Genomic DNA, 23,070 nt, shown 5'->3' with positions numbered 1-23,070 from the left:
AAAATGATCTACGCCCCGTCCGTAGAAGGTTCCCGTAACCTCTTGCTTTGCGGCCTGTTTCCGGGATGCCAATGACACTGCGTCGAACGACGCATGAGGGGGTAACAAGTGCGGCGAGTAGCGTTTGCAATGCTGGGCCTCGGGTGCTCGATAACTCTGGTGGCGTGCGGAAGCTCGGATACCAAAAGTGCTTCGTCGGTGTGCGCGAAGATTGAGGAGTCGGGAGTAGGCGCCAATTGCAGCCAAGAGGAGCCGGCCGGACTTGGCATCGGAGCAACAGAGAAGTACGCGTTTGACCTTCCGTCCGTTCCGGGTGAGGGTGGACAGGTGCTGATTTTCGACGACGCCAACACTTATGAAAAGACAGTGGAGGCGTACGCAGAGATGGCCAGCCTCGCAGGACCCCACCGGTACGGCAACGAAGAGGCGCTTGTCTTTGTTCAGATCAACGAGGGGCTCTCCACGCAGGACGGAGAGACTGTGAAAAGCATCGTGGACAACCTCTGAACCGAGCCACGGTGGCGAGACTCGCGTGTCAGCGTTTGGTACGTCCACGAATCGCCAACACCGCCAACGCGAGCAGCACCGGCACCAACAACCGGAGCGCAATGTCCGTGACAGTCCTGATCGGTGTAAGGCTCGGAGTGTTCCCCGGGTTCCGCAGACCAATGGCAATGATGGGGATCTAACGGCGAGGCCGGCCACTGGGTCTAAGGACGAGCGACAGGAACGACATGGTGGAACGGTCACACGTCGAGAAGCAGTTGTACGACGCAATCAAGCACGGCATCCGGCCGAGTGAGAGCGAGCTCGAAGCGATCGTGAGCGGTGAGAGTGTGTCCCGGTCGCAGTCGTCGGCGGTCGATTTCGTGTTCCCCGACGATGCGGAGCGCGACGGTCTCTGATGGCGTGCGCGTGGTTATGCTGTGCGCTGTAGGACGTGCGCAAGCGTCGGTCAGGCTCGATGCCTGATCGACGCTCTAGCGCAACGGGCGAGGCCCCCGGAACTAGGGATTCCGGGGGCCTCGCCTGTGTTGTGGTGTCAGATCCAGTCGCCGCTGGGCGCGGGGAGCTCGACGCGGAACTTCTCGCGGGCGATACGGACTCCTGTGCCTGCGAGCTTGCGGATCATCGTCGGGTGCAGCCCTGCGGTGAGGGCTTGCTCGAGCAATCCGAGCATCCGAGTGTCGCACAGCGGATGCTGGGTCGCTTCCTCACGGGCAGCGGTGAACGCGCTTCCGGCGGCCGGTCCCTGGAAGTTCACGTAGGCGAAGAACCCGGCGACGGTCAACGCGGCCACACGCTCGCGGGTGCGCAGCTTGCTGGCGATCGCTTCCATCGTTTCGGAGGCGACGTTCGGGTCGATCACCGCCAGTCCCAAGATGGCGTCACGGGCGTGGATGTCGGTGGTGAGCAGCAATCCGACTCGTGCGGCGAGAGCCGAGTCGGGGGTGGTGCGGGTGCTCACCAGTTCGGCCAGCTCGCGGATGATGCTGCTCGCGAACTCCTCGCCCATCGTCTCTTTCGCGGCGCGGGCGCGTCGACGATCGGTGACGGTCATCGAGTCCTTGCGGCGGTAGCGGGCGGTGAGCTCGGAGCGGTCGCGGGCGATGGTGCGGCCGTTGAGGACGGTCGCGGCGCCCACCTGGGTGGTGGCGGGGTCGGGGACCGTGCCGGTCTCGAACAGTCCGCGCATGTCGGTCCAGGTCTCGCCGCCGCGAATGCTCGGGGTGTAGAAGCTGCCCCACACATCGGCTCCGGCGCCGAGCAGCATGGCGATCACGCGCTCGGACTCGTCGAGCACCTCATGGAAGGTGCGGTTTTCGGCGACCACGATGACGTACACACCCTCGGTGTCATTGGAGCGGTTGATCGCAGCGGTGACGAGCGGATGGTCCACATCACCGAAGTCCATCCGGGCGATGTGGGAGAGTCGGTCGCCCGCGAGGAAGACCAGCACGACCGACTGCGACGGCACGAAGCTCAGCATGGCGGGGATGGCAGCGATCATCTCGCCGGTGTTGTCAATCTTGATGGGCTCGGTCATGAGCCGCCTCCTCAGTGTCGGGGCGGACCTGCGCGGCCCGCCTGTTCTTGGTGCCCTTCTGGCAAGGAGATGACGACCTGCGCAGGGCCGCGGGAGTGCAACCCCCGGACGGAAAAATCTTTCGAGGAGCGAAGCGGGGGAAAGAATTTTCGGGGCCGTCAGGCCGCGTAGCGCCGGGGGTTGTGCGAAGCGGACCGCAGGTCAAAATCGGATGGCCAGAAGGGCACCTTCTCGGGGTTGTTGTGCTGGGCGGCGCGGCAGCGACGCTCGTTTCGGTGGACACCGAAGGTGGCCCGTGTCCGGCATCGAGGTGCTGGACACGGGCCACAGGATGGGGGAGTGATGGGGGTGTACAGAAGATGCTGCTCGGTCGTGCGGGATTCGGTACCTGTCTGCTCTTGGCGGTGCTCGACGCATTGTTGGCGGCGTGGTTTCTTGCGGCCGGCTCACCCGGCCCAGGTCTCGGTTTGCGGCGATCGCATCACTGTTCGTCCTGGCCGCGGTTCTGCGCCACCGCTGCGCGCCGGCTTGCCTTCGAATGACCGGGTTGGGGATGGGATCGGAGCCCGCTCGGTGGCCCGTAGAGGCAGCGCGGCGGAGGTGGCCCAACAACACCGAAGTCCACCTTCGTGATCATGGTCGGTGGTGTCTGGTGGATGCGCTACAGTCCCGTCCAGCGAGTCCGGGGGGCCGCTACTGCCCAACTCTCGGTCCGAAGATCCCTCGCGGGGCCTCGGCCCGAACTCGGTGACCTGGGGGATCACCGGGTTCGAGCAGTCGCGGCCCCTTCGACGCCGTGACTCTAATTGCGGACGGCGTAGGTGTGGGCGTCGGCGACGGTGTAGCCCTTGTCGGTGTAGATCCGGTCGTCGCGGGCTCCGAGGCGTTTGAGGGCCGTGCGTTGGGCTCGCAGATCTTGGCCCGCGGTGCTGCATCGGGCATATCCGATCAGGATTCCAACCCTGAGGCGACCACCGCACTGTTTGGGTCAGCGATACGAGACCGATATGCAGGACGGTTAAACAGGACGGTCGGACGGCCGTCTTCCGCAGGACACGATCGAGTGCCGGGCCGTTTCGGGGTGTGCTGTTTGGGGATCCGTCCGCAAACTTGATCTTGTTCCGAAAACGAACGTATATGAAAAATCGACGACTGAATCGGACGACCTGTGAACTTCGGCGGTAGGGGCACGATTCTGACGGTGAAAATGGCATTGCCTCGGCGCACAACTGTGCCCCGGACTACACGCGGGCACAACAGTGGCGGCGAACGATCAGATCCATCTCTCGTACCGATCGGCAGGCATCAGCCACGTCGCTGCGGCACCGGGGCCGGAACCCGAACCGGTCGGTGAACCGGTCCCAGTACTGAGACCGGTGCTTCTCGTCGAGTGTGGTCCAGCCGGGCGGCAGCGGACTACCGAAGTCGAGCGTGTGCCGCACCATGGTGAGCCTCCTGGGCATACTCACGCAACAACGCCCGCACCTGGGGATCGAACGGTGTGAGCGAGGTCGGGGCTGGTGTACGTTCGTACTTCGGTGGCAGGTCCGAGGCTCCCGCCCGCTCGACGGTAGCCTTGCCGATCCCCAGATCCCGCCACCTGCCGTCGCCAAACTCCGTCCGCGACCAGTCACCGGATCAACACCCAATCCTCCACTGATATCACCCATCCAATCTGTCCGGGCGGCATCGTTCTCGAGCGTCGCCGGCAGTAGCCTGGAAACAAGTCAGCATGTGGCCAACCAGCCTCGACTACTGCACAATTGGAAGATGGTCAGTCAAGGAATCGTCCGCAGCTGGGATATTGATCAAATGCATGGAGTCATCGAATCCGAAGACACTCCAGGCGGCAGCTACACTCCGTTCCCTGCAGTTTTACTCCCAGGATTTCCGGCTTTGACCGCAGGCCAACACGTCTATTTTGAGTGGTCCCACAGAGAAGCGCCCTTGTTTGGATTTCGATATGAAACCAGCCGAGTTTGGTTAGCTGAAACCAAAATGGAGTTGGAATCAGCCCCTCGCAGCCCTTTTAGGGCGCGACTATGGAGATTGAATTCCAATGGAGCAGCAGATGAAATAGAACCTTGACCGAGTATATTGATACCGCGGTCAGGGGTTCGACCCCACGCCGAGCCGATCATTCAAACAAGAGTTCCCCAGCAGTGAGAGCGCTACAAGCGCGTTGCAGTGCGTAAAGCGGTCAGGGGTCGGAACGCTCCGATCCCTGACCGCTCCGACCCCTGACTGCCTGTCAGCTCTTTACCGGCTCGGCGGACGTAGCCACATAAAAGTAGCCCTCCTGATTTGTAGTGGGTCTCCAAGCAAACTCCACAGTGGCGCCGACCTCAAGATTCCGGAACCTGGATTGATCCAAGCTACCGAAATGCACCCAGCAGCCACCCGGCGTGTCGTCGGACTCGATAACACCCCAGCCCTCGTAGTCATCCCAGGAGGTCACCACCCCTACACTCATATTCGATCCCTTCGTTCTGTGCTCAGACATTCGAATTTCCCCGTTGACTAGTTGAAATCCAGCACGGTGTAGTCAAAGGTCCAAGTTGTCGCTGTCGTCTGTCCGTATTTATCGGGGAAGGTGCACCACCCGTACAGGAGTTCAACCGCACCGATCTTATGATTTGGCACAGTTGAGTGCATAATAAAATCGAGCGTTATTTCCCTTCCTGGACTGTAGTGATCCCAATTGTAGCTGGTCGTTTTCCCGTTCTCTTGAACACGTGCCTGGCATCTTGAAACAGTCGCCCCACCGTTTAGTCCAACTGCTTTAACTCCGGGAGAAAAAACCATACTCCAGCCCATAGGGTACTTACTGGGAGCAAGAGAATAATTAACTCTTGCATTAAACTTACCTACCTCATCCTCGTCGTCGAATACGTCAGATGCCGGATGGAAGTTGAAGCCATAGACTCCCGAATCTACATTAACGGGTTCAAAAAGGCTCATCTTCTTATTCTGGAAGCTTTGAGTCCGCCCTCCAGAAGGCGTTGCTTCCTCATCAGTGATCGGATATCCGTACTGACCACCCTCATACCCGCTAATGGAGTATTCCCACTCAAATACTCCTGTAAGCGGATGAGCGCCGGTATTGGGGTGCCAGTAGATGACGCCACGTTCGAAGCGGTCCATCTGGCCCTGCCCGTCCGGGAGCGGGATTTGGTCCTGGATCGGGTATCCGAGCAAGCTACCGGAGGTTTCGGCGCCGACAGCGTTCCATTTGTCACGGATCGGACCGTTCGGGATGGCGGAGCCGATGGCGTTGACGAACGCGACGTAAATCGCGCCGTGCTGAAATTCCTGACGTCGGCCGATCGCGTCGGCGTGGACAATTTCGTCGGTGGTGGGGTAGCCGAGCCACCCAGCTTCGTAGCCGTGGATGCCCCAGCGGTTGAGGAAGCTGTTGACCACCGGATGCGCGCCGGCATTGGGGTGCCAGTAGATCGGTCCGTTAAGGAAGGTCACGCGCTGGCCAGTACCGTCGGGATTGGTGATGTTGCCGCTCGTCGGGAACGACAGAAAGCTGGCCGGCCCGCCGAGGGAGTTGTACTTGTCGCGGATCGCGCCACACAACTGATGAGGAGCGGGCCAGTAGGTTTGGCAGGTCACCGCCGCGATCGACATACGGGAAAGAGCGGAGCGCTCCTGCGCCTCCATCATCTCGGCTTTGTCGGCATCTTCCTTGGTAAACGGCGCCGGGATCTCCTCCCGATCCGAACGCATCTGCCCCGGTACGAGCGTGGCGTTCGGGTTCTCCGTCGGCGCCCAGTCCAGGTCAGGTTCGGCGGTCTTGGACGACAATTCCGGACTATCCGGGGTGACAGGCTGATCGGAAGTCGGTGCAGCGGGTCGTAGTTCCGTCGGCAACGGTTCAAGGGTGTCCTCGGACGGCGGGGCGGGTTCCGGCTCTTGCGCGGCTGTCACCGGCGGTGCGGCCGGGTCCGGGACCGTTTGCGATGCCGGGGTGGTGACGCAGTCTGCCGGGACCACCGAGGTAGTCGTGGTTGTGGGCGGCGGAGTCGTGGTGGTGGCCGGGGGTGTGGTGGTCGGTACCGCGCACGGATCGACCGCGGTGGTGTCGGCCGGGGCGTCGAGCGGCACCAGGTCCGGGGATGTTATTGCCGGTGTGGACTGTGTCGTGGTGGGGACGGCCGGTGTCGTCTCGATCGGCTGGGCCATGGCTGCCGACCCTCCGACGGCAACCATCAGCACCGTGGTGCTCGCGATCAGGCACTGGCTCATCCATCTGTGCCGGGACAGGACGGAGCCCCGCTGGGGATGCGAATCCATCTGTGACCTAATTCTTCTCGGGTGAATAGGTACAGCGGTGGCGCCATCGCTAGTGAGCAACCTAAACGGTTTCTCAATTTGCACAAATGGAACAGGTAACACTTAGGTCACAGATACCGTTCGACCTGTTTTTTTACAAAAGTCCAGAAGAAACCCGACATTCGGTGCTAGACAAACAAGATCATCGCTCGGCTCGAGCGATGGTTCCCCCGGGGAGCAGTGACCCCGAAAACAGGTGAAGGAGCGGTATATGCACGTGCGCGACAAAGCGGCGAGGACGCGGCGGCGGATGGCGACCGCGGTGGCCGCGGCCGGGCTGGCGGTCCTGGCCTTGACCGGCGGTGGTGTGGCCACCGCTGCGCCGGCCGAGGTGACCGCTGACTGCCAGATCTATTGGCCGTCGCCGTTCCAGGTGTGCGATCAGATCAAGGACCTGTACAACAGCCTCGGCGGAGCGGCGAGCCCGCTCGGCTTCCCGTCCTCGGCCGCGCAGGCGTACGGCACCGACGGACTCCGCCAGACCTTCACCGGCGGGGCGATCGTCTGGACCCCCTCGACCGGCGCCTACATCGAATAAACCGTGCGGCCGGCGGGTGAGCGACCGAAGATCAGAAACGGAATCTTCCGGACCTGAACGATCCGGGTCGGCTCACCCGCGGCGGCAGCCGGCAACAGCGCGGCCTGCGCGGTCTCGGCGATCCGGAATCACGCGCGGGCCCAAAGCAATTGTCAGGTCGAGGTCTGTGGACGATTCCAGCGGGCGTGCCGGATGCGCTCGCATTTACGGCGACGGGCAGGAACCATGATGCCCGGAAGCAGGAACCGCCACATCTGATCGATCCGCTGTTCGAGATCGACCCGTCGATCGAGCACGTTCGAGACCATCTGCACCCCGGTGAACGCCGAGATCACGAACCGGGCCAGTTCCGGCGCATCGACCGTGCCGGGCAGATCGCCTTCGGCGATGGCGGTCTCGGCGAGCTGCCGGCACGCCTCGATCCAGTCCCGGTAGGGACCGGCCGGATCCGGCGGTCCTCCTCCGCCGCTGAATTCGAGGGTCAGCCGGATCCCGGCCCGGACGATCGGGTCCTGCACGATCTGTCGGCCCATCTCGTGGCAGAGCATCACGATCTGCTCGAGTGCCGAGGCGTGGGTTGCGGCGATCGCCTCGACCGCGGCGAGGGAGATCTCGTGTTGTCGCTGCACGACAGCGTCGGCGAGTTCCTCCTTCGATTTGAAGTGGAAGTACAAGGCACCTTTGCTCAGGCCCGTGCCCGCCTCGATGATGTCGCCGAGGGAGGCGCCCTCGAAGCCCCGCTGGTCGAAGGCGGCCGCGGCCGCTGCCACGAGCTGGTGCCGCGTCGCCACTGCCCGAGCCTGCTTGACCAATCCCGTGTCCTTGTCTCGAACTCTCGAAGCCCCGGTGTGAGGGCCCGCCCTGACGAATCGCGACCTGCGCCCGTGCCGGGGAAGACCGTAGCAGTCGACGGGAATCCGGCCTGGTCGCCAGCAGTGTGACCGGTTCCCGCCGTGCGGTGGTGGGAGCACCATCGGGAACCGACACCCGGCAGGGATTCGGTCGACCGACTCGATGACGACCGGGTTGTCGTCGTCGACGTCGGCACTCGCCGACCACCGACACGCCCGCCGGACCGGCCCGGGAGCGGGTCCTCGCCGGCGAAGACGATCTGTCACCCTCGTCGATCACTCGACTCACCGCGCAGTGGCAGCCGCCCATGCAATCGCGTCCGGGGAGCGGGACCCGACCCTCCCCTGGAACGGACCCTCAAACCCGACACGCGGTGACCGGCATCCTCGTCGATTCCTCGGGTGCACACGTGCAGTTCCACAGCGCCGACGACCTCGACCTCGAGGTGCACGACGAGGGCCGGCAGGTGGTGTTCGCGCTGACCGCGACCGGCTCCGGAGGCGATATCGATCCGGCGCCGCTGACCGTGCGCGGGGTGATCACCTGCGAGGCGGTCACCGAGCACTGAGCGGCACCGGACCATGTGTGTCCTGAAGGTGGCATAGCAGCAGCCCCACCCCGACCGCTGTAGCGCACACGCCGACGAGCGCGGTGACCAAAGCCGGGACCAGATGGTAGGTGCCGGTCTCGACCAGCGGCAGCCAAACCTTCCTGTCTCGTTGATGGATCGGTCCGCGAAATTGATCTTGTTTTGAAAACGACCCTTACATCGACAACCACGTATGTGGGGTGAGCGTGCACACGGTCGCGGTCTCGAATAGTCTGTGCGGTGCCCCCATGCTCCCTACGTGAGGGCACAGTTCGCGCGCTTTCCCCCCGGCGCGCGGACGAAGGTCCGTCGGCGCCGTATGCCGACGGAACCTCGCAGGCCAGTGATGGTGAGTACCCCTCGTAAATCTCGCCGTCACTGGCCTGTCGGCAACTCCCGACACAACACCCGCCGATGCGTCCGGACACTCCCGATATCCACACGTATCGGCGCCATCCCAGACAAACAATACCATTCGACCGGTATTGCCCGTTGCGTTCGAGGGTACCGCATGTGCACCGCATAGGGAACGCCTCACCGACACATACCCGCTGCATGGTCGATCCGTCCCGGAAACCTCGCGAACACGATCTACTACGTGACTCCCGCAGCTCCCTCACGGCGAGGTGGGACTCGCCGGAAGGGCATTCGGTGAGGGCTCCAGGGCAGTCTCGGCCCAGATTCGGTCGCTGGCGTAGTGATGATCGTGCCCGATCAGATCGATGTGACGTGCGGACAGTCCCCGCTCTTGGCCTATCCGCAGTGCCTGCTCGTAGTCGACGGAGTCGGCCGGTGGTGTGAGCAGACCCTGTGCGGTGGCGGTGTGGACGAGTTTGCGGACGGTCACCGCGGTCGGATGGGCGAGATGACGCATGCCCCCACGCCACGCCGCGGGCAGGGCGCGCGCCGCGAGTGCGGCGGTGAGCCGGCCGACGTCGCCGCGTGAAATCACCGATTGACGTGCGGCGCCGTCGTCGATCCACACCCCGAGCGTCGAGACGATGTGTGCCAACCCGGGCAGGAACCATCGATCGCCGGGCCCGTACACGAATCCGGGTCGCAGCACCAGACCGCCGTGCCCGCGCACATGGTTTTCGGCAGTCAGACGACTCGCGCTCAGCGCAGTGACCGGAGCCGGAGCAAACTCACCCTCGACGACGTTGCGATGCGGTCCGGGGCCGTAGACGCCGATCGTGCTCAGGTACACGATGTGCTCAATACCGTGGTCGGCAGCGGCCGTCACCAGATTCTCGGTACCGAGAGCGTTGACCTCCTCACATCGGGCTGCGTCGGAGCCCGTATAAGACGCTGCATGCACAATCGCGTCGACACCGGCCAGCGCGTCGGTCAAAGCCTTCACATCGAGTAGATCTGCCGCCGCGACCAGCATCGGCGGTCTCGAGGATGTGAGCGGACGGCGCGCTATCGACGTGCATGCCACCCCCATGTTCAGCAGGGCGTCGAGCACCGCCCCACCGAGGAAACCGCTCGAACCCACGACCGCGACGCGCCATGCAGGTGTCGACGGCGCCGATCCGTGGTCCGCGATGCCGTTCCGGTCCGGTGGTACGGTTCGCCTCGGGGGAGGCAGAGGGTCGAGGTTCTCCACGACTCGCCTTTCGGTAGATCATCGAGTAAAAGGACACGGGGTGTGGCCAAACAAGCTCGGGCAGTAGCGACCCGGCAGCAGATCGTGGCAGCAGCGGCCGCCACCTTCGATCGGCTGGGATTCGACGGTGCCAGCCTCGGGGCGATCGTCGAGGCGAGCAGCGGGCTCACCAAAGGTGCCCTGTACTTCCACTTCAAATCGAAGGACGAACTCGCACACGCCGTCGTCGAACAGCAACACGCCATCTCCATCGCCGCGGTCGACGCGATCGCCGCCACACAGGCCTCGGCGCTCGAGCAGATCGTGATGCTCTGCCACGAAATGGGGCGACAGATCGTCGAGGATCCGATCGTCCGGGCCGGCATCCGGTTGACCCTCGAATTCAGTGCGGGCGCCGAACCGGACCAGCCGGGACCGTACCAGGACTGGATCGAAGCCTGCCGGCACCTCGTCGAGACCGCGATCGCCGAGGGCGACCTGCTCCCTACGATCGATCCCTCCGAGCTGGCGCGGTTTGTGATCTCGGCGTTCACCGGGGTTCAGATGGTCTCGAATGTCCTCGATCGACGCATCGATCTCGAACACCGCATCGACCAGATGCTGCAGTTCCTGCTCAACGGCATCCTGACCTCCGACTGCCGCCCCGACAGCGACAAGATCCGTCGGGCTCGCTGGAGCGAGACACACCAGCCGGCCTGACACGCCGCTATCCGCCGGACCCGGGCCCCGGCGCACGAGATGCGCCGGCGGGCCACCTCAGCGTCGCCGTAGCCATCGCCATTCCACGCTGCTCGAGCACGACATGCGCACCCGCAGGCTCTTTCTCGACACCCGAGACCACCATCTCCGCCGGAACGTCGAGTTCGACGAATCGATGAAATTGCGCGCTTATCGACACCGGATCCGCCTCCGGGGCCCCGCATTCCGCTCGTACCGCCTGCCGGGCAGCCTCGAGAACGAGCATGCCCGGCAGGTGATCGGACGGATGGTCGAACAACACCGGATGCGACAGATCCGGCAACACCCGCCAGCGACCCGGCCGCGCCGTGGCACCGACCACCACATCCCCGACCACCGGCACCCCCACCGCGGTCGGATCGACCGGCGTTCCCCTTGGTACAGGGCCCAGCGTCCGCGGCCCACCGGCACCCCAACGCACGGTGTCGTACTCCTCGGCCGTCAGAACGGCAGTTCGGCCTCTGCCGGACCCCACACGGCGGCCGGCGATGGTGAATTCGAGTGCCGCGCTCAAAGCGGTGACCTGCGAGCCACGACGTCGCACATCCGATACCGCCGCGGTGATGGTGACCTCCGCGGCGCCGGCACCGATCACTAGACGTTCCAGCTCTGCGGTGATCTCGATCGTCTGCATCACGAACCGCTGACCGAGCGAGACCCGATACCGGGTGTGCGCCAGATAGATCACGCATTGGCGCAGCGTCTCTGCGAGCAGCATCGGGTCGTAGCGACCGGCCCGGCTGCGATAGAAACCGTGTAGACGCGGCCATTGCGCGCCCAGGACGAATCGGTCCGGTCCGGGACCGCGAACGCAATCGGTGAGGAAGACTTCGGATATCGCCTGGCGGTGGACATGCCTGCGCGGCACCGTCGACTCGAACGACAACACCGCGAGATCATCCTCCAAACCGGACGAACCGTTCACTACCTCCATACCGCAAGTATCACCTTGCGGGTGGGACGTGATCGCACCCCGGTCGGTCAAGTCGCGAGTAGTGGTGTAATTCGTTTCTGATCCTTCGGAGGTTCAGGCGGGTAGTTGCATCAGTGGATCGGTGGTCACCTCCGTCGGTGTGGGGGTGTCGGTGGTCAGGGTCAGTCGGCAGCGGCTGAGGACTTCGAGGCCGAGGTAGCGGCGGCCTTCGGCCCATTCGTCGGTCTGTTCGGCCAAGACGGCGCCGACGAGGCGGATGATGGCGTCGCGGTTGGGGAAGATGCCGACAGCGTCGGTGCGGCGGCGAATCTCGCGGTTGAGTCGCTCGGTTATCCGGCCCTCAGGGATGAGATCAACCCTGATCTCACATCGAATCAGCGATCGAGACGCTGCAAGTGGTCGGTCAACGCCTCAGCGACACGATGATGCCGGGCAGCTTCATCGGGCCATCCACGGTCACGAGCATCGACCTCGAGAGCCTGGATGTCGGTGCGTTGCGCCTCGAGCGCGCCGCGGAACTCAGGTCCGGTGACGAAGTTGTCGCAGGTCTCGCAGATGTTGGCATAGGGACACGCACCCGCGCTCTCGTGACGGGAACAGTAACCGTGGGCAACACGCGTTTTGAGCATCTCACTGCCGAGCCAACTCACCGCGTCGGGGACGATCGGTTTGCCGACCGGAGTGAGCGTGAACCGCCGCCGCATCTTGCCCATCGCCTGGTCATAGGCATCCCGCAACGTCGGTGAAGCCAAAGTGGCGTAACGCAAAGTCATCTGCGGAGTGACATGCCCGAGCAACGCCATCAACGCCTGCAGGCTCATCCCGGCGTTGGCGAGTTCGGTGGCCCAAGTATGCCGCAGCTGATGCGGGGTCACCACCAACGGCGCACCCCCGGCCCCACGCAGTCCGCAAGCCTCGACGGCAGCGAGCAGACCGTTGCGCAGCCGGGTCTGGCTGAGACGGCGGCCGTGTGCGACGAACAGGAAATCGGTCAACTCTCCGGTGCGGGGATGCGGCAATGGCCGACAGATACCACGCCCGCCGGTCCACTCGTCCAACGCGGCGATAGTGGTCGCCGAGAGCGGGACCATGCGTTCGGTGGCGAGCTTGCCCAACGGAACCTTGAGCCAGGTCCCGGCCGGGCCGTAATCGATGACGCTGCCGAGCTCGAGATCCAGTAGCTCCCCGACCCGCAGACCGGCTCCGCGCAGCACCGTCAACCCGATACGAGCGAACGAATCATCCAGCTGGGAAACCGCATTCATCACCGCAGCATCGATGTCGGGCGGCAATGCCCGCGGAAGCGGTTGGTCGAGTTTCGGGACGTCGGCGGCGAAGACCAGACGGCGCGGTGGGGCCTGCTCCCAGCCCCATTCGGTGATGTCCTCGAGCAGGTTGCGCACGCTCAGTACCGTCGATTGGATCACGGCCTTGGAGATGATGCGCCCGGCCCCGGCAGCGGCGCGTTGCCCACGCCAGGTGCGGGTGCGATTCCAGACGAGGAAGCCCTCGATGTGACTGCGGTCGAGATCCTCGAGGGAGGTGACCTCGGGATGGTTGGTGGTGAGGTAGTCCGCGAACGGCAGCAGGTCGTTGATCAGCGATTCGGCCGATTTCGGGCGGAGCACCGATGCCCGGACGGTGACGTAACGCAACAGGGCCTCGCGGATCGGATCGGCCATCGGGGCGTCGGCGAAGCGTTGGGCGTAGGTGCGGGCCCACGGTCGGCGCCGTGGTGGGGTGTCGACGATGCGGGCCTGAAACAGCATTTGTCGCAGTCCCGCGATACGGTTGCGGTAGGCGCGTTTCGATGTATCCGGGATTGACTGTGTGGCAGCCAATGCGGCGTCGAACTCGCCGACGGTCTCGGCGCTCACACCGCTGACGGAACCGCCGTGCCAGGCGAGCAGCACCGCCAGGCACTCGCCGAGGACGGTCTCGACCCATTGCGGTGTCCACCCCAAAACCAGGCCGGCGGCCCGGACCGCGGCGAACCCGTCCGGGTCGCGGTCCTCGACGGCCCGGCCGAGTCCGGTGAGGTTCTTGACGGCCGCGAGTTCGAGGTCGAGCCGCAGGTTGCCGCGTCCGATGAGGTGACACAGCAGTGGCCAGGCCCCGGTGCGGCGTAGTTCGGCCAGCCGGTCGGCAGCGGGTCGGGTCATCCAGTCCCGCAAGTCCGGATGCGTGGTGAGGAAGGTGGTCGCGATGAGGGTGCGAGCGCGCACCGACCTGTCGCTGAGCCCGAGGCTGGCGACGTGCTCGAGGTAGTCGGTGAGCACCGCACCCGGTCCGGCCGGCAGGACGACCGTCGCAACCACCGCGGTGCTCATTGTCGTGTTCCGGCGAGACTGGCGCGGGCCGCGCCGTATTCGGCGGCGAGCTGCTCGACCGACAAATGCACATATTCGGCAGTGGTGTCCGGAGACACATGCCCCATCAATTCTCGCAGCACCATCAGATCGATTCCGGCGGCAGCGAGTTCGGTGCCGTAGGTGTGGCGCAATCGGTGCGGACGCACCCTCGTCGCACCGGAGAGGTCCCGGTGCCGCCGGAACAGCGACCGCAGTCCCGCCTCGGTCACCGGCGCCCCCGCGGTGGGGCCGCGCAGCACCACGAAACACTCCTCGGTCGCCAACCCCGGTGGCCGTTCGAGGCGCAGATAGGCCGACAGTTCGGTGAAGAACACCGCATCGACCGGCACCACCCGTTCCTTGCAGCCTTTGCCGAGCACCCGGAGTCGTCGCTGGCCGAAATCGACGTCTGCCAACCGCAGGGATCGCACCTCGGCGTTGCGCAGCCCGCCGAACAGCATCGCCCACAACATCGCTCGATCCCGATGGGTGCGCAGCGACGCCGCAAACTGCTCGATCGCGTCGGCGTCGAGGGACTCGGGCAGTAGCCGCGGTTGGCGTACCAGCCTGCCTCCGGCTCGGGGTCGGCCCGGCCCGAGGTGTCCGAGCAGTCCTCGCGCTGGTGGTCGCAGTCCCTGTCCGCGCCGCGGTGAGGGCACCGGATTTTCGGTGCGTATCCCGGTCATCACCAGGTATTCGAACAATGCGCGTATCGCCGCGACTCGTCGGTTGATCGTCGATGCCGCAGTGCCCCGATCACCTCGTGTCGCCATGCCTGGGCGGGGTTTGCGGTGCACGTTCTGCCAGTCGACCCACTCGAACACCGTCACCGGCGTCACCGCAGCCACCGTGAGGTCGCGATCGAGCAGGAATCGGGCCAGATTGAGCACGTCGAACGCATATGCCCGCACCGTTGCCGAACTGAATCCGCGTCCGGCCAGATGCGTCAGGAACGCGTTTGCTGCTGCGCATCCTTCCCATTGGCCGTCGATCACATGCCCGTTGCTGCTGATGCGCACCCGAACGGTCATTGTCCGCCGCCTTTCGATCGGAGCCGACACCGCCAGCATGCGCCTCAACCGGTCGTCGGCTCAGGACCTCACGCTGCAACCGTGATCGTGTCGTGGGAGGGCCGGTTAACCGATATGGGGTTGTTGGACCAGATCTGGCGCCACACGTCGTCGGGGAACCCGGTGAAGGCGAGCAGGTCCTCGCGGGCGTCGCCGAGGTGGTCGGCGACCTCGGACAATCGGCCGTCGGTGTATTCGAGGAGTCGGTCGAACTGCTCGTGCACCGCGGTGGCGGTGGGCTGGTCATAGACGCTGTGCAGCATCGCTTTTACCGCCGGCCACATGGACTTGGGGCACACTGCCATGAGGTTGGCGGCGTAGTGGGTGCGGCAGCGCTGCCACACCGCGCCGGGCAGGTTCGCCGCGATTGCCTCGACGAGCCCGGCATGAGCATCGGAGGTAACCAAGCGCACCCCGCCCAGGCCGCGGGCCACCAGGTCGGCGAAGAAGGTGTTCCACGATGCCTTGGTCTCACTGGTGGCCACCTGCATGCCCAACACCTCGCGGTGGCCGTCGCCGTTGACGCCGGTCGCCAGCAGCACGACGGCCTTGACGACCTGCTTGTTCTCACGAACCTTGATCGTCAACGCGTCGGCGGTGACGAAGGTGAACGGTCCGGCTTCGTCGAGGCGGCGGTGCCGGAATGCGGCGACCTGCTCGTCGAGGTCTTCGGCCATGCGTGAGACCTGTGACTTCGACAGTGAGTCGATGCCGAGTGTCTTGACCAGTTTGTCCATCCGGCGGGTCGACACACCGGCCAGGTAGCAGTCGGCCACGACGGTGATCAGCGCTGACTCGGCCCGCTTGCGGCGTTCGAGGAGCCACTCGGGAAAGTAGCTGCCCGAGCGTAGCTTCGGAACCGCGACGTCGACGGTGCCGACCCGGGTGTCGAGGGGTCGGTGACGGTAGCCGTTGCGGCGGTTGGTGCGTTCGGCAGAGCGTGCGTTCCATTCGGCCCCGCATACGGCGTCGGCATCCGCAGAGAGCAGGGCGTTGATCATGGTCTGCAGCAGTTCGCGCATCAGATCCGGTGACGCGTCTGCGAGGGCTTGGCCGAGTAGGCCGGCAGGGTCGACAATATGGGGTGCGGTCATCGCGATGACTCCTCGAGGATTCTGTGGAAGGTTGACTCGAAGGATCACGCGGTGGCCGCTTTACGTCGGTCAACGACACAGCGTCAGACACGATCTCGGCCACCGAGTTACACCACTCTATGGGGCACTACTCCCCGGTCATCGAACGACCGGATGTCGATTGCAGGGCATATGTACAGCATTTTGCGCGCCCCACAGAGATCCCGAACGGGACTGATGTCGGAGCAGGTGACATCGAACTGTGGTGCATCAGTGACCGGATGAAGTCCAGGCTCACCGTGGCCACCCTCGAATCCGCAGTGGCTCGGTGGGGTTCGGTTGCCGGGTGCGTGTTCATTCCGATCATGGGTCGCAATTTCGCAGCCGGAAACTCGTCCGCGCCCTGGGCCGCCACGGCCTGGTCGGGTCGATGGGTCGGGGCGGCCGGCGACTGTCGACAACGCCGCGATGGAAATCGTTCTTTGCGCTGCTCCAACGCAACGTCCTCGGCCGACAGCGTTGGGTCACACGCGAGCAGTCGCGCATTGCGATCGTCACCTCGCTTGAGCGAACCTACCGCCGCCGACGCCGTTAGCTCAGACTCGGCAGATTGACGCCAGTCGAGTTCGAAACAACCATGACCACACCGGCCGCACAGGCTGCGTGACCGTATCTGTCACCCCATCGTGCAGCAGTCCCCTTTCGGCAACCGGAGCAGTCGATCGGCAGAGGACCGACCGTACGTCCCGGTGGTCCGTGCCCCCCGCGCATCATAGGAAAGGCCGGCTGATGGCCGGCGTGATGCGGCGTGAAGCAACTGGGGTCGCATCGTCCGATTGCGCTGATCGGTGGCGCTGGAGGTTCGCGTCAGGCCCGACATGACCATGGTTGTAACCGCAGAACATCCCGGAATAGTGCCGCTGACGGGGATGGCTACGGACTTTCCGTACAAGTAGTCCCTGGATCATCCGACACGGATTCGCCGGAGTGAGGGGCCATTGCGACAGGAGCACCTGGTTCCTACACGTACCTGACCTCAACCTCACTGGTCCGGGGCACTTTCGAGTGTCCATCCAGCACGGTGCCGACCGACATGAAACGTGGAAACCGACACGCTACCGACATGAAATCTGGAAACCGACACCAAATCGTGGAACCTACACAAACCGAATAAATCGGGCGAATTCTCGACCTGGTGTTATGTCAGTCGTGGTTTACAAGGGATCGATGCTGCTAATTGCCATTAGCGCACCATCTCGCCCGAAAACCCTGATGAGCGCGTTTTCCTGCTCGAGAGTGTCGGTGCGGGCCGGTAGGCTCTGTGTTCGTGCCCGATGACCTGATCAGCCGCCGTCCGGACGACCTTTCGACGCCTGTCCGGACCGCGTCGGACCCAGCTGCGCCGTCCGTGCCGGTGTTGCCGGAAGAGACCCTCACTCAGGTCGCTGGCACCGTCACCCGGGCCCGCTCGGAGTCGACCCGCCGCAACTATGCCGCCGACTGGGACCGGTTCACCGCCTGGTGCCAGCGCGAAGGGCATGCCATGTTGCCGGCGCATCCCCTCACCGTCGCCGCCTACCTGCTCGACGCGGCGTCGACGGTGACGGAGGCGGGGGAGCGGGCCTACTCCCCGGCCACGCTGGCGCGGTGGGTGGCCGGGATCGGCTTCCACCATCGCCGTGCCGGGCATCCCGCGCCCGGCAGCGACGAGTTGGTCACTGCGACCTTGTCGGGGATCCGCCGGGATTACGCGGCGGCGGGGGAGCGGCCCCGCAGTCCGCGGGCGCCGTTGCTGACCGCCGACGTCGTCACCATCGTCGAGAAGATGCGCGCCGCTACCGGCAGTTGGGCCGCGGAGGTGTTGGAACGCCGCGACTCCGCCATCTTCTTGGTGGGGTTCGCCGGGGCGTTCCGGCGCAGCGAACTCGTCGCGCTGGCCTGCAGTGACGTCTCGCTGCACCGGCTCGACGGCCTGCACATCCGCCTCCGGAAATCGAAGACCGATCAGGAAGGACGGGGGAGTGTCCGGGCACTGCCGTTCACCCACAGCCATGTGAGTTGCCCGCCGTGTGCGTGGCTGCGGTGGGCACAGGTCGTCGCCGCCTTCGACACCGGGGGCCGCCCCGCCGTCATCCGCCTGCTGCGCACCGCCGAACCGTTCGAGGCGCACGTGTGCCGGGGAACCCGGCCCCGGATGGTCCCGGCAGCACCACTGTTGCGGTCGATCCGCAAGAACGGCAACCTCTCCGACACACCCCTGTCGGGGGCGGCGGTGCACAAAGCGATCCGTCGCCGCGCGGAGCAGGCCGGCTACGACCCCGAAATCGTCCAACAGTTGGGTGGGCATTCGCTGCGGGCCGGGTTCGTCACCCAGGCCTTCCGCAACGGCGCGTCCGCGCACGCGATCATGCGCCAGACCGGGCACAGCACCCCGGCAATGCTCGAAACCTACGCCCGCGAACACGCCCCGCTCATCGGCAACGCTGTGACGAATCTCGGATTGTGACCGTGATGACCCACACCGATCGGAAGAACCACGGCCACGACGAGATTCACGATGCCCAGTTGGGCCTGCGGATCCCCGCCCGCTACCGGCACGATTGGGCGCTCTTCGCCGACTGGTGCGCCGCAGTCGACCACCGGCCCATCCCTGCCGCGCCCGAAACTCTGGCGTTGTTCCTGCACGAGCACCCGGCCGCGGTCGCGACGCAGCGACGCCGGCTCTCAGCGATCAACGCCGTCCACACCGGGCACGGCTACCCGGCCCCGGGGCGGACCGAGACGGTGCGCCGGCACCTCGATGCCACTCGTGCTCAGCGCCTCGATCGGCTCGGCCGGTTACTGCTGCAGCGAGCCGTTGAGTTGCCCACCACCGGCTGGCCGAGCGGGCTGTTTGGCCGCCGCGACGCCCTGCTGCTGGTCCTGGCTGCTACCGGCATGAGCTTCACCGACATCACCCGGCTGCGTCGCAGCGACATCCGACTGGCCGACGACACCCTGGTGGCTACGACCCGGGCCGGTGAGTGCTTCCGTCTCGCAGCGGATCCTGCGACCGGGGACACCTCGGCCGTCACGATCTACCGGCGATGGGCGCAGATCCAGACGTTCCTCGACCAGTATCCGGGCACGCACCTGCTGCGTCACCACTTCACCGACCCCACTGAGATCGTGACCGATCCACTCGACGCGGAGCAGGCCCGGCAACCGTTGCTGTGTCCGATCGACCGGTGGGGGCACCTCCCACACGCGCAATCGATGACCCCGCAGTCGGTCTCGACGCTGGTCCGGGCGCATCTGTCGGGGCGTGTCCCGGTGCGTAAGGCGCTGCCCGATCCCCAGCCGGACGACACCGGAACCTGGATGGAGTCCGACATCGATCTCGACCCCGACTACTACGACCGTGGCACCGCCGCCCGCCGCCGCGACCACAAGGCACTCGAGGATTTCACCGACGTCTTCGACGAGATCGAAGTCCGTGCCGATGCGCTCCTCGCGGACCTGATGGAAGTGCTGGAGGGACTGGCAGATCCCTTATAGTCGGGCCCGTGGCCTACGCGTTCTCGAGCTGCTTAGAGGGGACGATAGCGAGTTCGGCCCCCATAGCTGCGGTGAGGCGGATGAGAGTGTCTCGCGTCGGGTTACCGAGACCACGTTCGATTCGACTGATCTCGGATTGCCCAATGTGCGAAAGGGTGGCCAGCTGGCCCTGGGTGAGACGGGCCGCAATCCTCGCCTCAGCTAGCTGTTTGCCCAGTTTGACCTGATCGCGTACTTGCTCCTCGAGTTCAGCGCCAAAACGATCGGCAAACTCCTTGACCTCGGGAGTCCACTCTGACTTGACGGTGTTCGCGATCTCGCTGAATGGTCGCGTACCCATGATCGCCTCCCTGTCGCGTGGCTCGGATAGTAGTTAGCACTACACAGCGTATGTGCTAAAACACATATTCGTCAAAGAGGCCGCGCTCACTTACCCTTCTTCCTTCCAGGCCTTCAGGTACTTACGCGCCTTTTTGATCTCTTTGCCTTGACGCTTCTCGCTAGGATCCTTGCCCTTGTTGTACGCGTTGAACAACAACACGATCTTGGAGCCATGGAAGGTCGTGAAGATCCGAAGAAGGACCGTGCGATTATGGTTGGAGTCGTCAGCGGGCTCCGGGTCGGTCTCTCCCCAGGTTTCGGCCCCATGCAATGACGTCCGGATGCGGATCTCGTAGAGTCCGCCGCCGAGAGCCTTACCCCATTCTGTGCTGCAAATGTCCATACCGAGTGGCTGGACGACCTTCTCAAGCACCTTGATCGCAACGGCCTGGTCGTACGGATCAGCCTTCATCAGCCATGTCTCGAAGGGCGCCTGCCCAGTTTTGGGGTCCACCCAGACGTCAATCGTCCACTCCGTCGGTCGCTGATCCGCCATGTGCAGGATGCTATCGATGCGCTTGCCGACTCGACCGCAGCACTCGTTGCGAGTGACGCGCTATTTCTGCCACTTCTGCTCGATGCTTGATCCTTCACGAGTTCCGTTCGGGAATGGAGTGCTCGGGGTGGGATTGAGTAGGCGAGGAACACGCGTGACGGTCATGTCACGGACCCGGACATGGTCGTGATGAGGCTCAGCGAAGGTGCTCACTTGCGCTCGACGAAAGTGCCCACTCGCGGGCGGGTTCACTGTAGCGGTTGCCGGGTGCCGGTGGGTGGCTTGACGGAGTTTTTCCGACCGGGCGTGGTGGTCACGCAGCCGGTAGGAATCCCCGTCGAGGTTGAGTACCACCGACCGATGTAGGAGCCGATCGAGCATCGCGGCGGCGACGGTCGTATCGCCGAGGACCTCACCCCACCTGATTTACTGTTAAGTCCTTATATCAGGTGCCCTTCCGGAACCAGCGCCACCAGCGGCGCCAGATCGGGATGGCCTGAGCATGTTCCTCGGCGACGGCTTGTCGGTCTCGGCCGGCGGCAGCCTGTGTGGCGAGCGTACCGATGGGCGAGAGCCAACTGATGGTATCGCCGGTGATCAGGTAGTGGGATCGGCACCGAAACTGGCCGTTGCCGATGGAGGGGCGCAGTGTGATGGTCCCGTCGAAGGTGAGCTTCCACCCCGATGGCGCCAACGGGGTGACGGTCTTACCGCCGCACCCGCAGGCGCATAGGTGCACTGCGGTGGCGTACGGCATCGAGACGTAGAGCAATCCCTCTTCGAGGTCCACTGGTACGTAGTCAGTAAAAACAGGACGCAGCTTGGTCCTCATGCGGCGCCCTCCCCGCTGGCAGCCTTCAAGTCTGCCTCCGCTGCCTCGGCGCGATCCCGATCCGAGGTGCCGTAGCGATTGAAGTTCTCATTGGTGTCGATGCGGAAGACCGAGTGACGCTCGTCTTCCTCGTCGGCGTAGAACCCCAGCAACTTCTTGAACCGGAGGACCGCGAATACGGCCGCCGCCATGTTAAGTTCCGCAACCTGCAGGTTGGTGTCGTACTCGGCATCGTCACCGGCCACGGTCGAGATGAGCCGGTCACGGACAATATGATCGCTGCGACCTGGGGTGGAAGTCGTGAGGCGGATCTGTCCGGCGATTCCGCCCGGATCGTTGCTCACCCCGACGCCAGTGTCGACGAAGGGCACCTCGGCAGCGATTAGAGCCTCAATGATGATCTGTTTAGCCGGACCGGAGTCCATGGCGAGAAACACGAAGTCTGCGTCGAGCACTTCGCCGACGTTCTCGCGCGTGACATTCACCCGGTGCGGCTGGATCCCGCGCCGCATGGCCGCGTAGGTGGTGGCGTAGTAGTCGACCTTCTTCATCCCTTCCTGCAGTTGGGCAAGGCTCGCAGCACCCGGGGCGCGGAACGCGTTGTGGGTGCCGAAGATGTCGCCGTCATAGAGGTGGATCTCGAGGATCGGGGTCTTGGCAAGGAGGTCAAGGAGGTAGCCACCGGTGCCACCCAGACCCACGATGACCACCTTCTTCAGCGCAAGAGCTTGGTTGCGGTCGGTAATTCCGGCACGGCTGGAGAAGGTGTCGAGGTAGACAAAGACCCCGTCGTCCTCGTCGCTCGCGAGCGGCTTGAACTTCCACGGCGTGACCGTCGGGTCGAGGGCTTGGGCGGGGCCGAGCAGGATGGCAGCGTAGGTCGTGACTTTTTCGTGGTAATCCAAGTAGCCGTCGGGTCGCGGTTTCTGGGAGAATCCCAACGACGCGGTCAGCTCCGGGCTAGCCGACCATCCGGAGTTCAGGCCCGGATTGGCGAAGCCGTCGGAGATCGGCCGGCCATCCTTGTCACATGGGCTGGTACCGACGAAGCCCATAACGTGACTGCTCGGTTTGGCTGTCCGGTCGCCGGCAAGGTCCAGGGGGCAGAGGAAAGAACCCCACTGAATGGTCTTGTCGGCGTCGACGTACGGGATGTCGTCGATGACGAGGTGGCCGTTGAGGATGCGGACGGTGTAGCCCTCGTCGACGAGCCGTGCCAGGTCGGGGCTGTTACGAACGAGTCGTGAGCCGGACATCGAAGCTCGTCCCCTTCTTCTTGACTTTGACTGACTCCCCCGCCACCAAGGTGCCGTTGCCGCCATGAGCAGCAATTGCGTTGCGGTAGGCGACGGTAAACATCGCTTGAGGGTCGTGGCCCGGGAAGGCGAGAGCTGCCAGCTGCTCGAAGGTGACGCGCTCCTCGTCGAGGTTCAAGGGGGTTCCGTTGATCACCACCTCGTAGTCCTTGTCCTTCTTGTTGCCCTCCGACTGACGGGGCCGGTCCTGTGTAGTCATGTCTCACACCTCTTCACATCGATGTGACCGGATCCCGATCACTACTCGAATGCTAACATATAGACGTTCACCCCTTAGGTGATGGCGCGCTTACGAGTAACGACCAAGCTGTAACCGGCAAGTAATAGAATTGCGTTACCGTCAGTGCGCCATCAGCCCATCGGTGA

General features: G+C 64.3%; 22 protein-coding genes and 5 pseudogenes. 9 read left to right on the top strand and 18 right to left on the bottom strand.

Going from position 1 to position 23,070, the window contains the following annotated elements; genetic code table 11:
- The first annotated feature begins 198 nt into the window (after positions 1-198).
- Both ACSYG9_RS27695 and ACSYG9_RS27690 read left to right on the top strand, forming a co-directional pair.
- Positions 199-507 carry a hypothetical protein gene (locus ACSYG9_RS27695; protein ID WP_229580932.1) on the top strand — a complete coding sequence of 103 codons (309 nt, stop codon included), beginning with the start codon at positions 199-201 and terminating at the stop codon, positions 505-507.
- 227 nt (positions 508-734) lie between these two features.
- A complete protein-coding gene (locus ACSYG9_RS27690) occupies positions 735-905 on the top strand; it encodes a hypothetical protein (protein WP_432793398.1) in 171 nt (56 codons plus the stop codon).
- A 137-nt stretch (positions 906-1,042) separates the two neighbouring features.
- On the opposite strand, the gene ACSYG9_RS27685 is transcribed toward ACSYG9_RS27690, so the two are convergent.
- From ACSYG9_RS27685 to ACSYG9_RS27665, 5 genes and pseudogenes are all read right to left on the bottom strand, one after another.
- Entirely contained in the window at positions 1,043-2,047 is a 1,005-nt protein-coding gene (locus tag ACSYG9_RS27685) for a DUF4192 domain-containing protein (protein ID WP_432793397.1), read from the bottom strand.
- Positions 2,048-2,885: 838 nt separating this feature from the next.
- Positions 2,886-3,002, bottom strand: a pseudogene (locus ACSYG9_RS27680) (recombinase family protein); the annotation flags it as partial.
- A gap of 286 nt (positions 3,003-3,288) precedes the next feature.
- Positions 3,289-3,492: a hypothetical protein gene (locus ACSYG9_RS27675; protein ID WP_147430477.1), complete on the bottom strand. Its 204-nt coding sequence runs from the start codon at positions 3,490-3,492 to the stop codon at positions 3,289-3,291.
- A gap of 806 nt (positions 3,493-4,298) precedes the next feature.
- Positions 4,299-4,520: a cold-shock protein gene (locus ACSYG9_RS27670; RefSeq protein ID WP_033098750.1), complete on the bottom strand. Its 222-nt coding sequence runs from the start codon at positions 4,518-4,520 to the stop codon at positions 4,299-4,301.
- A 47-nt stretch (positions 4,521-4,567) separates the two neighbouring features.
- Positions 4,568-5,860, bottom strand: coding sequence for an LGFP repeat-containing protein (locus ACSYG9_RS27665; RefSeq protein WP_454843067.1), 1,293 nt, complete (start codon positions 5,858-5,860; stop codon positions 4,568-4,570).
- Positions 5,861-6,026: 166 nt separating this feature from the next.
- On the opposite strand from ACSYG9_RS27665, the gene ACSYG9_RS27660 reads away from it, so the two are divergent.
- Together ACSYG9_RS27660 and ACSYG9_RS27655 are read left to right on the top strand one after the other, a co-directional pair.
- Positions 6,027-6,374: a hypothetical protein gene (locus ACSYG9_RS27660; RefSeq protein ID WP_454843066.1), complete on the top strand. Its 348-nt coding sequence runs from the start codon at positions 6,027-6,029 to the stop codon at positions 6,372-6,374.
- Between the two features lie 225 nt (positions 6,375-6,599).
- A complete protein-coding gene (locus tag ACSYG9_RS27655; protein ID WP_454843065.1) occupies positions 6,600-6,926 on the top strand; it encodes an LGFP repeat-containing protein in 327 nt (108 codons plus the stop codon).
- A gap of 152 nt (positions 6,927-7,078) precedes the next feature.
- On the opposite strand, the gene ACSYG9_RS27650 is transcribed toward ACSYG9_RS27655, so the two are convergent.
- Positions 7,079-7,738 (bottom strand): ScbR family autoregulator-binding transcription factor, encoded by a 660-nt coding sequence (locus ACSYG9_RS27650; protein ID WP_033098748.1) that lies wholly within the window; start codon positions 7,736-7,738, stop codon positions 7,079-7,081.
- A gap of 413 nt (positions 7,739-8,151) precedes the next feature.
- On the opposite strand from ACSYG9_RS27650, the gene ACSYG9_RS27645 reads away from it, so the two are divergent.
- Positions 8,152-8,346 carry a hypothetical protein gene (locus ACSYG9_RS27645; protein ID WP_121209512.1) on the top strand — a complete coding sequence of 65 codons (195 nt, stop codon included), beginning with the start codon at positions 8,152-8,154 and terminating at the stop codon, positions 8,344-8,346.
- Between the two features lie 637 nt (positions 8,347-8,983).
- Here ACSYG9_RS27645 and ACSYG9_RS27640 read toward each other — a convergent pair.
- Positions 8,984-9,976 (bottom strand): NAD-dependent epimerase/dehydratase family protein, encoded by a 993-nt coding sequence (locus ACSYG9_RS27640; RefSeq protein ID WP_454843064.1) that lies wholly within the window; start codon positions 9,974-9,976, stop codon positions 8,984-8,986.
- A 42-nt stretch (positions 9,977-10,018) separates the two neighbouring features.
- On the opposite strand from ACSYG9_RS27640, the gene ACSYG9_RS27635 reads away from it, so the two are divergent.
- Entirely contained in the window at positions 10,019-10,675 is a 657-nt protein-coding gene (locus ACSYG9_RS27635) for a ScbR family autoregulator-binding transcription factor (RefSeq protein WP_033098746.1), read from the top strand.
- A 7-nt stretch (positions 10,676-10,682) separates the two neighbouring features.
- Here the strand turns inward: ACSYG9_RS27635 and ACSYG9_RS27630 are convergent, their stop codons facing one another.
- From ACSYG9_RS27630 to ACSYG9_RS27610, 5 genes and pseudogenes are all read right to left on the bottom strand, one after another.
- Positions 10,683-11,648 carry a ScbA/BarX family gamma-butyrolactone biosynthesis protein gene (locus ACSYG9_RS27630; protein WP_121209511.1) on the bottom strand — a complete coding sequence of 322 codons (966 nt, stop codon included), beginning with the start codon at positions 11,646-11,648 and terminating at the stop codon, positions 10,683-10,685.
- 93 nt (positions 11,649-11,741) lie between these two features.
- A pseudogene (locus ACSYG9_RS27625) lies at positions 11,742-11,975 on the bottom strand (transposase); the annotation flags it as partial.
- Between the two features lie 47 nt (positions 11,976-12,022).
- Positions 12,023-13,978 carry a tyrosine-type recombinase/integrase gene (locus ACSYG9_RS27620; RefSeq protein WP_064257806.1) on the bottom strand — a complete coding sequence of 652 codons (1,956 nt, stop codon included), beginning with the start codon at positions 13,976-13,978 and terminating at the stop codon, positions 12,023-12,025.
- On the bottom strand, positions 13,975-15,030 hold the full coding sequence (locus tag ACSYG9_RS27615; RefSeq protein WP_064257805.1) for a tyrosine-type recombinase/integrase: 1,056 nt from the start codon (positions 15,028-15,030) through the stop codon (positions 13,975-13,977). The genes ACSYG9_RS27620 and ACSYG9_RS27615 overlap by 4 nt, the downstream gene beginning before the upstream one ends.
- 116 nt (positions 15,031-15,146) lie before the next feature.
- A pseudogene (locus ACSYG9_RS27610) lies at positions 15,147-16,163 on the bottom strand (IS256 family transposase); the annotation flags it as partial.
- Positions 16,164-16,378: 215 nt separating this feature from the next.
- Between ACSYG9_RS27610 and ACSYG9_RS27605 the strand changes: the two are divergent.
- The 3 genes and pseudogenes from ACSYG9_RS27605 to ACSYG9_RS27595 form a co-directional block, all read left to right on the top strand.
- Positions 16,379-16,809: pseudogene (locus ACSYG9_RS27605) on the top strand (DDE-type integrase/transposase/recombinase); the annotation flags it as partial.
- A 660-nt stretch (positions 16,810-17,469) separates the two neighbouring features.
- Entirely contained in the window at positions 17,470-18,648 is a 1,179-nt protein-coding gene (locus ACSYG9_RS27600) for a site-specific integrase (protein WP_432793395.1), read from the top strand.
- A gap of 5 nt (positions 18,649-18,653) precedes the next feature.
- A complete protein-coding gene (locus ACSYG9_RS27595) occupies positions 18,654-19,679 on the top strand; it encodes a hypothetical protein (protein ID WP_220667170.1) in 1,026 nt (341 codons plus the stop codon).
- A gap of 13 nt (positions 19,680-19,692) precedes the next feature.
- Here the strand turns inward: ACSYG9_RS27595 and ACSYG9_RS27590 are convergent, their stop codons facing one another.
- From ACSYG9_RS27590 to ACSYG9_RS27565, 6 genes and pseudogenes are all read right to left on the bottom strand, one after another.
- The gene (locus ACSYG9_RS27590; RefSeq protein ID WP_064060138.1) at positions 19,693-20,019 is read right to left on the bottom strand and encodes a helix-turn-helix domain-containing protein; all 327 of its coding nucleotides are present in this window, start codon (positions 20,017-20,019) and stop codon (positions 19,693-19,695) included.
- A gap of 90 nt (positions 20,020-20,109) precedes the next feature.
- Positions 20,110-20,556 carry a type II toxin-antitoxin system RelE/ParE family toxin gene (locus ACSYG9_RS27585; RefSeq protein ID WP_064060139.1) on the bottom strand — a complete coding sequence of 149 codons (447 nt, stop codon included), beginning with the start codon at positions 20,554-20,556 and terminating at the stop codon, positions 20,110-20,112.
- Positions 20,557-20,804: 248 nt separating this feature from the next.
- A pseudogene (locus tag ACSYG9_RS27580) lies at positions 20,805-20,976 on the bottom strand (ATP-binding protein); the annotation flags it as partial.
- A 25-nt stretch (positions 20,977-21,001) separates the two neighbouring features.
- Positions 21,002-21,346 (bottom strand): DUF6527 family protein, encoded by a 345-nt coding sequence (locus ACSYG9_RS27575; protein WP_454843063.1) that lies wholly within the window; start codon positions 21,344-21,346, stop codon positions 21,002-21,004.
- A 38-nt stretch (positions 21,347-21,384) separates the two neighbouring features.
- Positions 21,385-22,644, bottom strand: coding sequence for a ThiF family adenylyltransferase (locus tag ACSYG9_RS27570; protein ID WP_220667172.1), 1,260 nt, complete (start codon positions 22,642-22,644; stop codon positions 21,385-21,387).
- Positions 22,619-22,903: a multiubiquitin domain-containing protein gene (locus ACSYG9_RS27565; protein ID WP_220667173.1), complete on the bottom strand. Its 285-nt coding sequence runs from the start codon at positions 22,901-22,903 to the stop codon at positions 22,619-22,621. The genes ACSYG9_RS27570 and ACSYG9_RS27565 overlap by 26 nt, the downstream gene beginning before the upstream one ends.
- Between the last annotated feature and the right edge of the window lie 167 nt (positions 22,904-23,070).

This window comes from Rhodococcus sp. SJ-2 (assembly GCF_053750035.1).
The sequence above is the reverse complement of the archived record's forward strand: the minus strand, read 5'-3'. Positions and strand labels throughout refer to the sequence as shown.

Excerpts from the sequence above, each read along its gene's own strand:
- ACSYG9_RS27690 (WP_432793398.1), top strand. The coding sequence starts at position 735 with ATGGTGGAACGGTCACACGTCGAGAAGCAGTTGTACGACGCAATCAAG.
- ACSYG9_RS27685 (WP_432793397.1), bottom strand. The coding sequence starts at position 2,047 with ATGACCGAGCCCATCAAGATTGACAACACCGGCGAGATGATCGCTGCC.
- ACSYG9_RS27675 (WP_147430477.1), bottom strand. The coding sequence starts at position 3,492 with ATGGTGCGGCACACGCTCGACTTCGGTAGTCCGCTGCCGCCCGGCTGG.
- ACSYG9_RS27670 (WP_033098750.1), bottom strand. The coding sequence starts at position 4,520 with ATGAGTGTAGGGGTGGTGACCTCCTGGGATGACTACGAGGGCTGGGGT.
- ACSYG9_RS27655 (WP_454843065.1), top strand. The coding sequence starts at position 6,600 with ATGCACGTGCGCGACAAAGCGGCGAGGACGCGGCGGCGGATGGCGACC.
- ACSYG9_RS27630 (WP_121209511.1), bottom strand. The coding sequence starts at position 11,648 with ATGGAGGTAGTGAACGGTTCGTCCGGTTTGGAGGATGATCTCGCGGTG.
- ACSYG9_RS27620 (WP_064257806.1), bottom strand. The coding sequence starts at position 13,978 with ATGAGCACCGCGGTGGTTGCGACGGTCGTCCTGCCGGCCGGACCGGGT.
- ACSYG9_RS27615 (WP_064257805.1), bottom strand. The coding sequence starts at position 15,030 with ATGACCGTTCGGGTGCGCATCAGCAGCAACGGGCATGTGATCGACGGC.
- ACSYG9_RS27595 (WP_220667170.1), top strand. The coding sequence starts at position 18,654 with ATGACCCACACCGATCGGAAGAACCACGGCCACGACGAGATTCACGAT.
- ACSYG9_RS27590 (WP_064060138.1), bottom strand. The coding sequence starts at position 20,019 with ATGGGTACGCGACCATTCAGCGAGATCGCGAACACCGTCAAGTCAGAG.
- ACSYG9_RS27585 (WP_064060139.1), bottom strand. The coding sequence starts at position 20,556 with ATGGCGGATCAGCGACCGACGGAGTGGACGATTGACGTCTGGGTGGAC.
- ACSYG9_RS27570 (WP_220667172.1), bottom strand. The coding sequence starts at position 22,644 with ATGTCCGGCTCACGACTCGTTCGTAACAGCCCCGACCTGGCACGGCTC.
- ACSYG9_RS27565 (WP_220667173.1), bottom strand. The coding sequence starts at position 22,903 with ATGACTACACAGGACCGGCCCCGTCAGTCGGAGGGCAACAAGAAGGAC.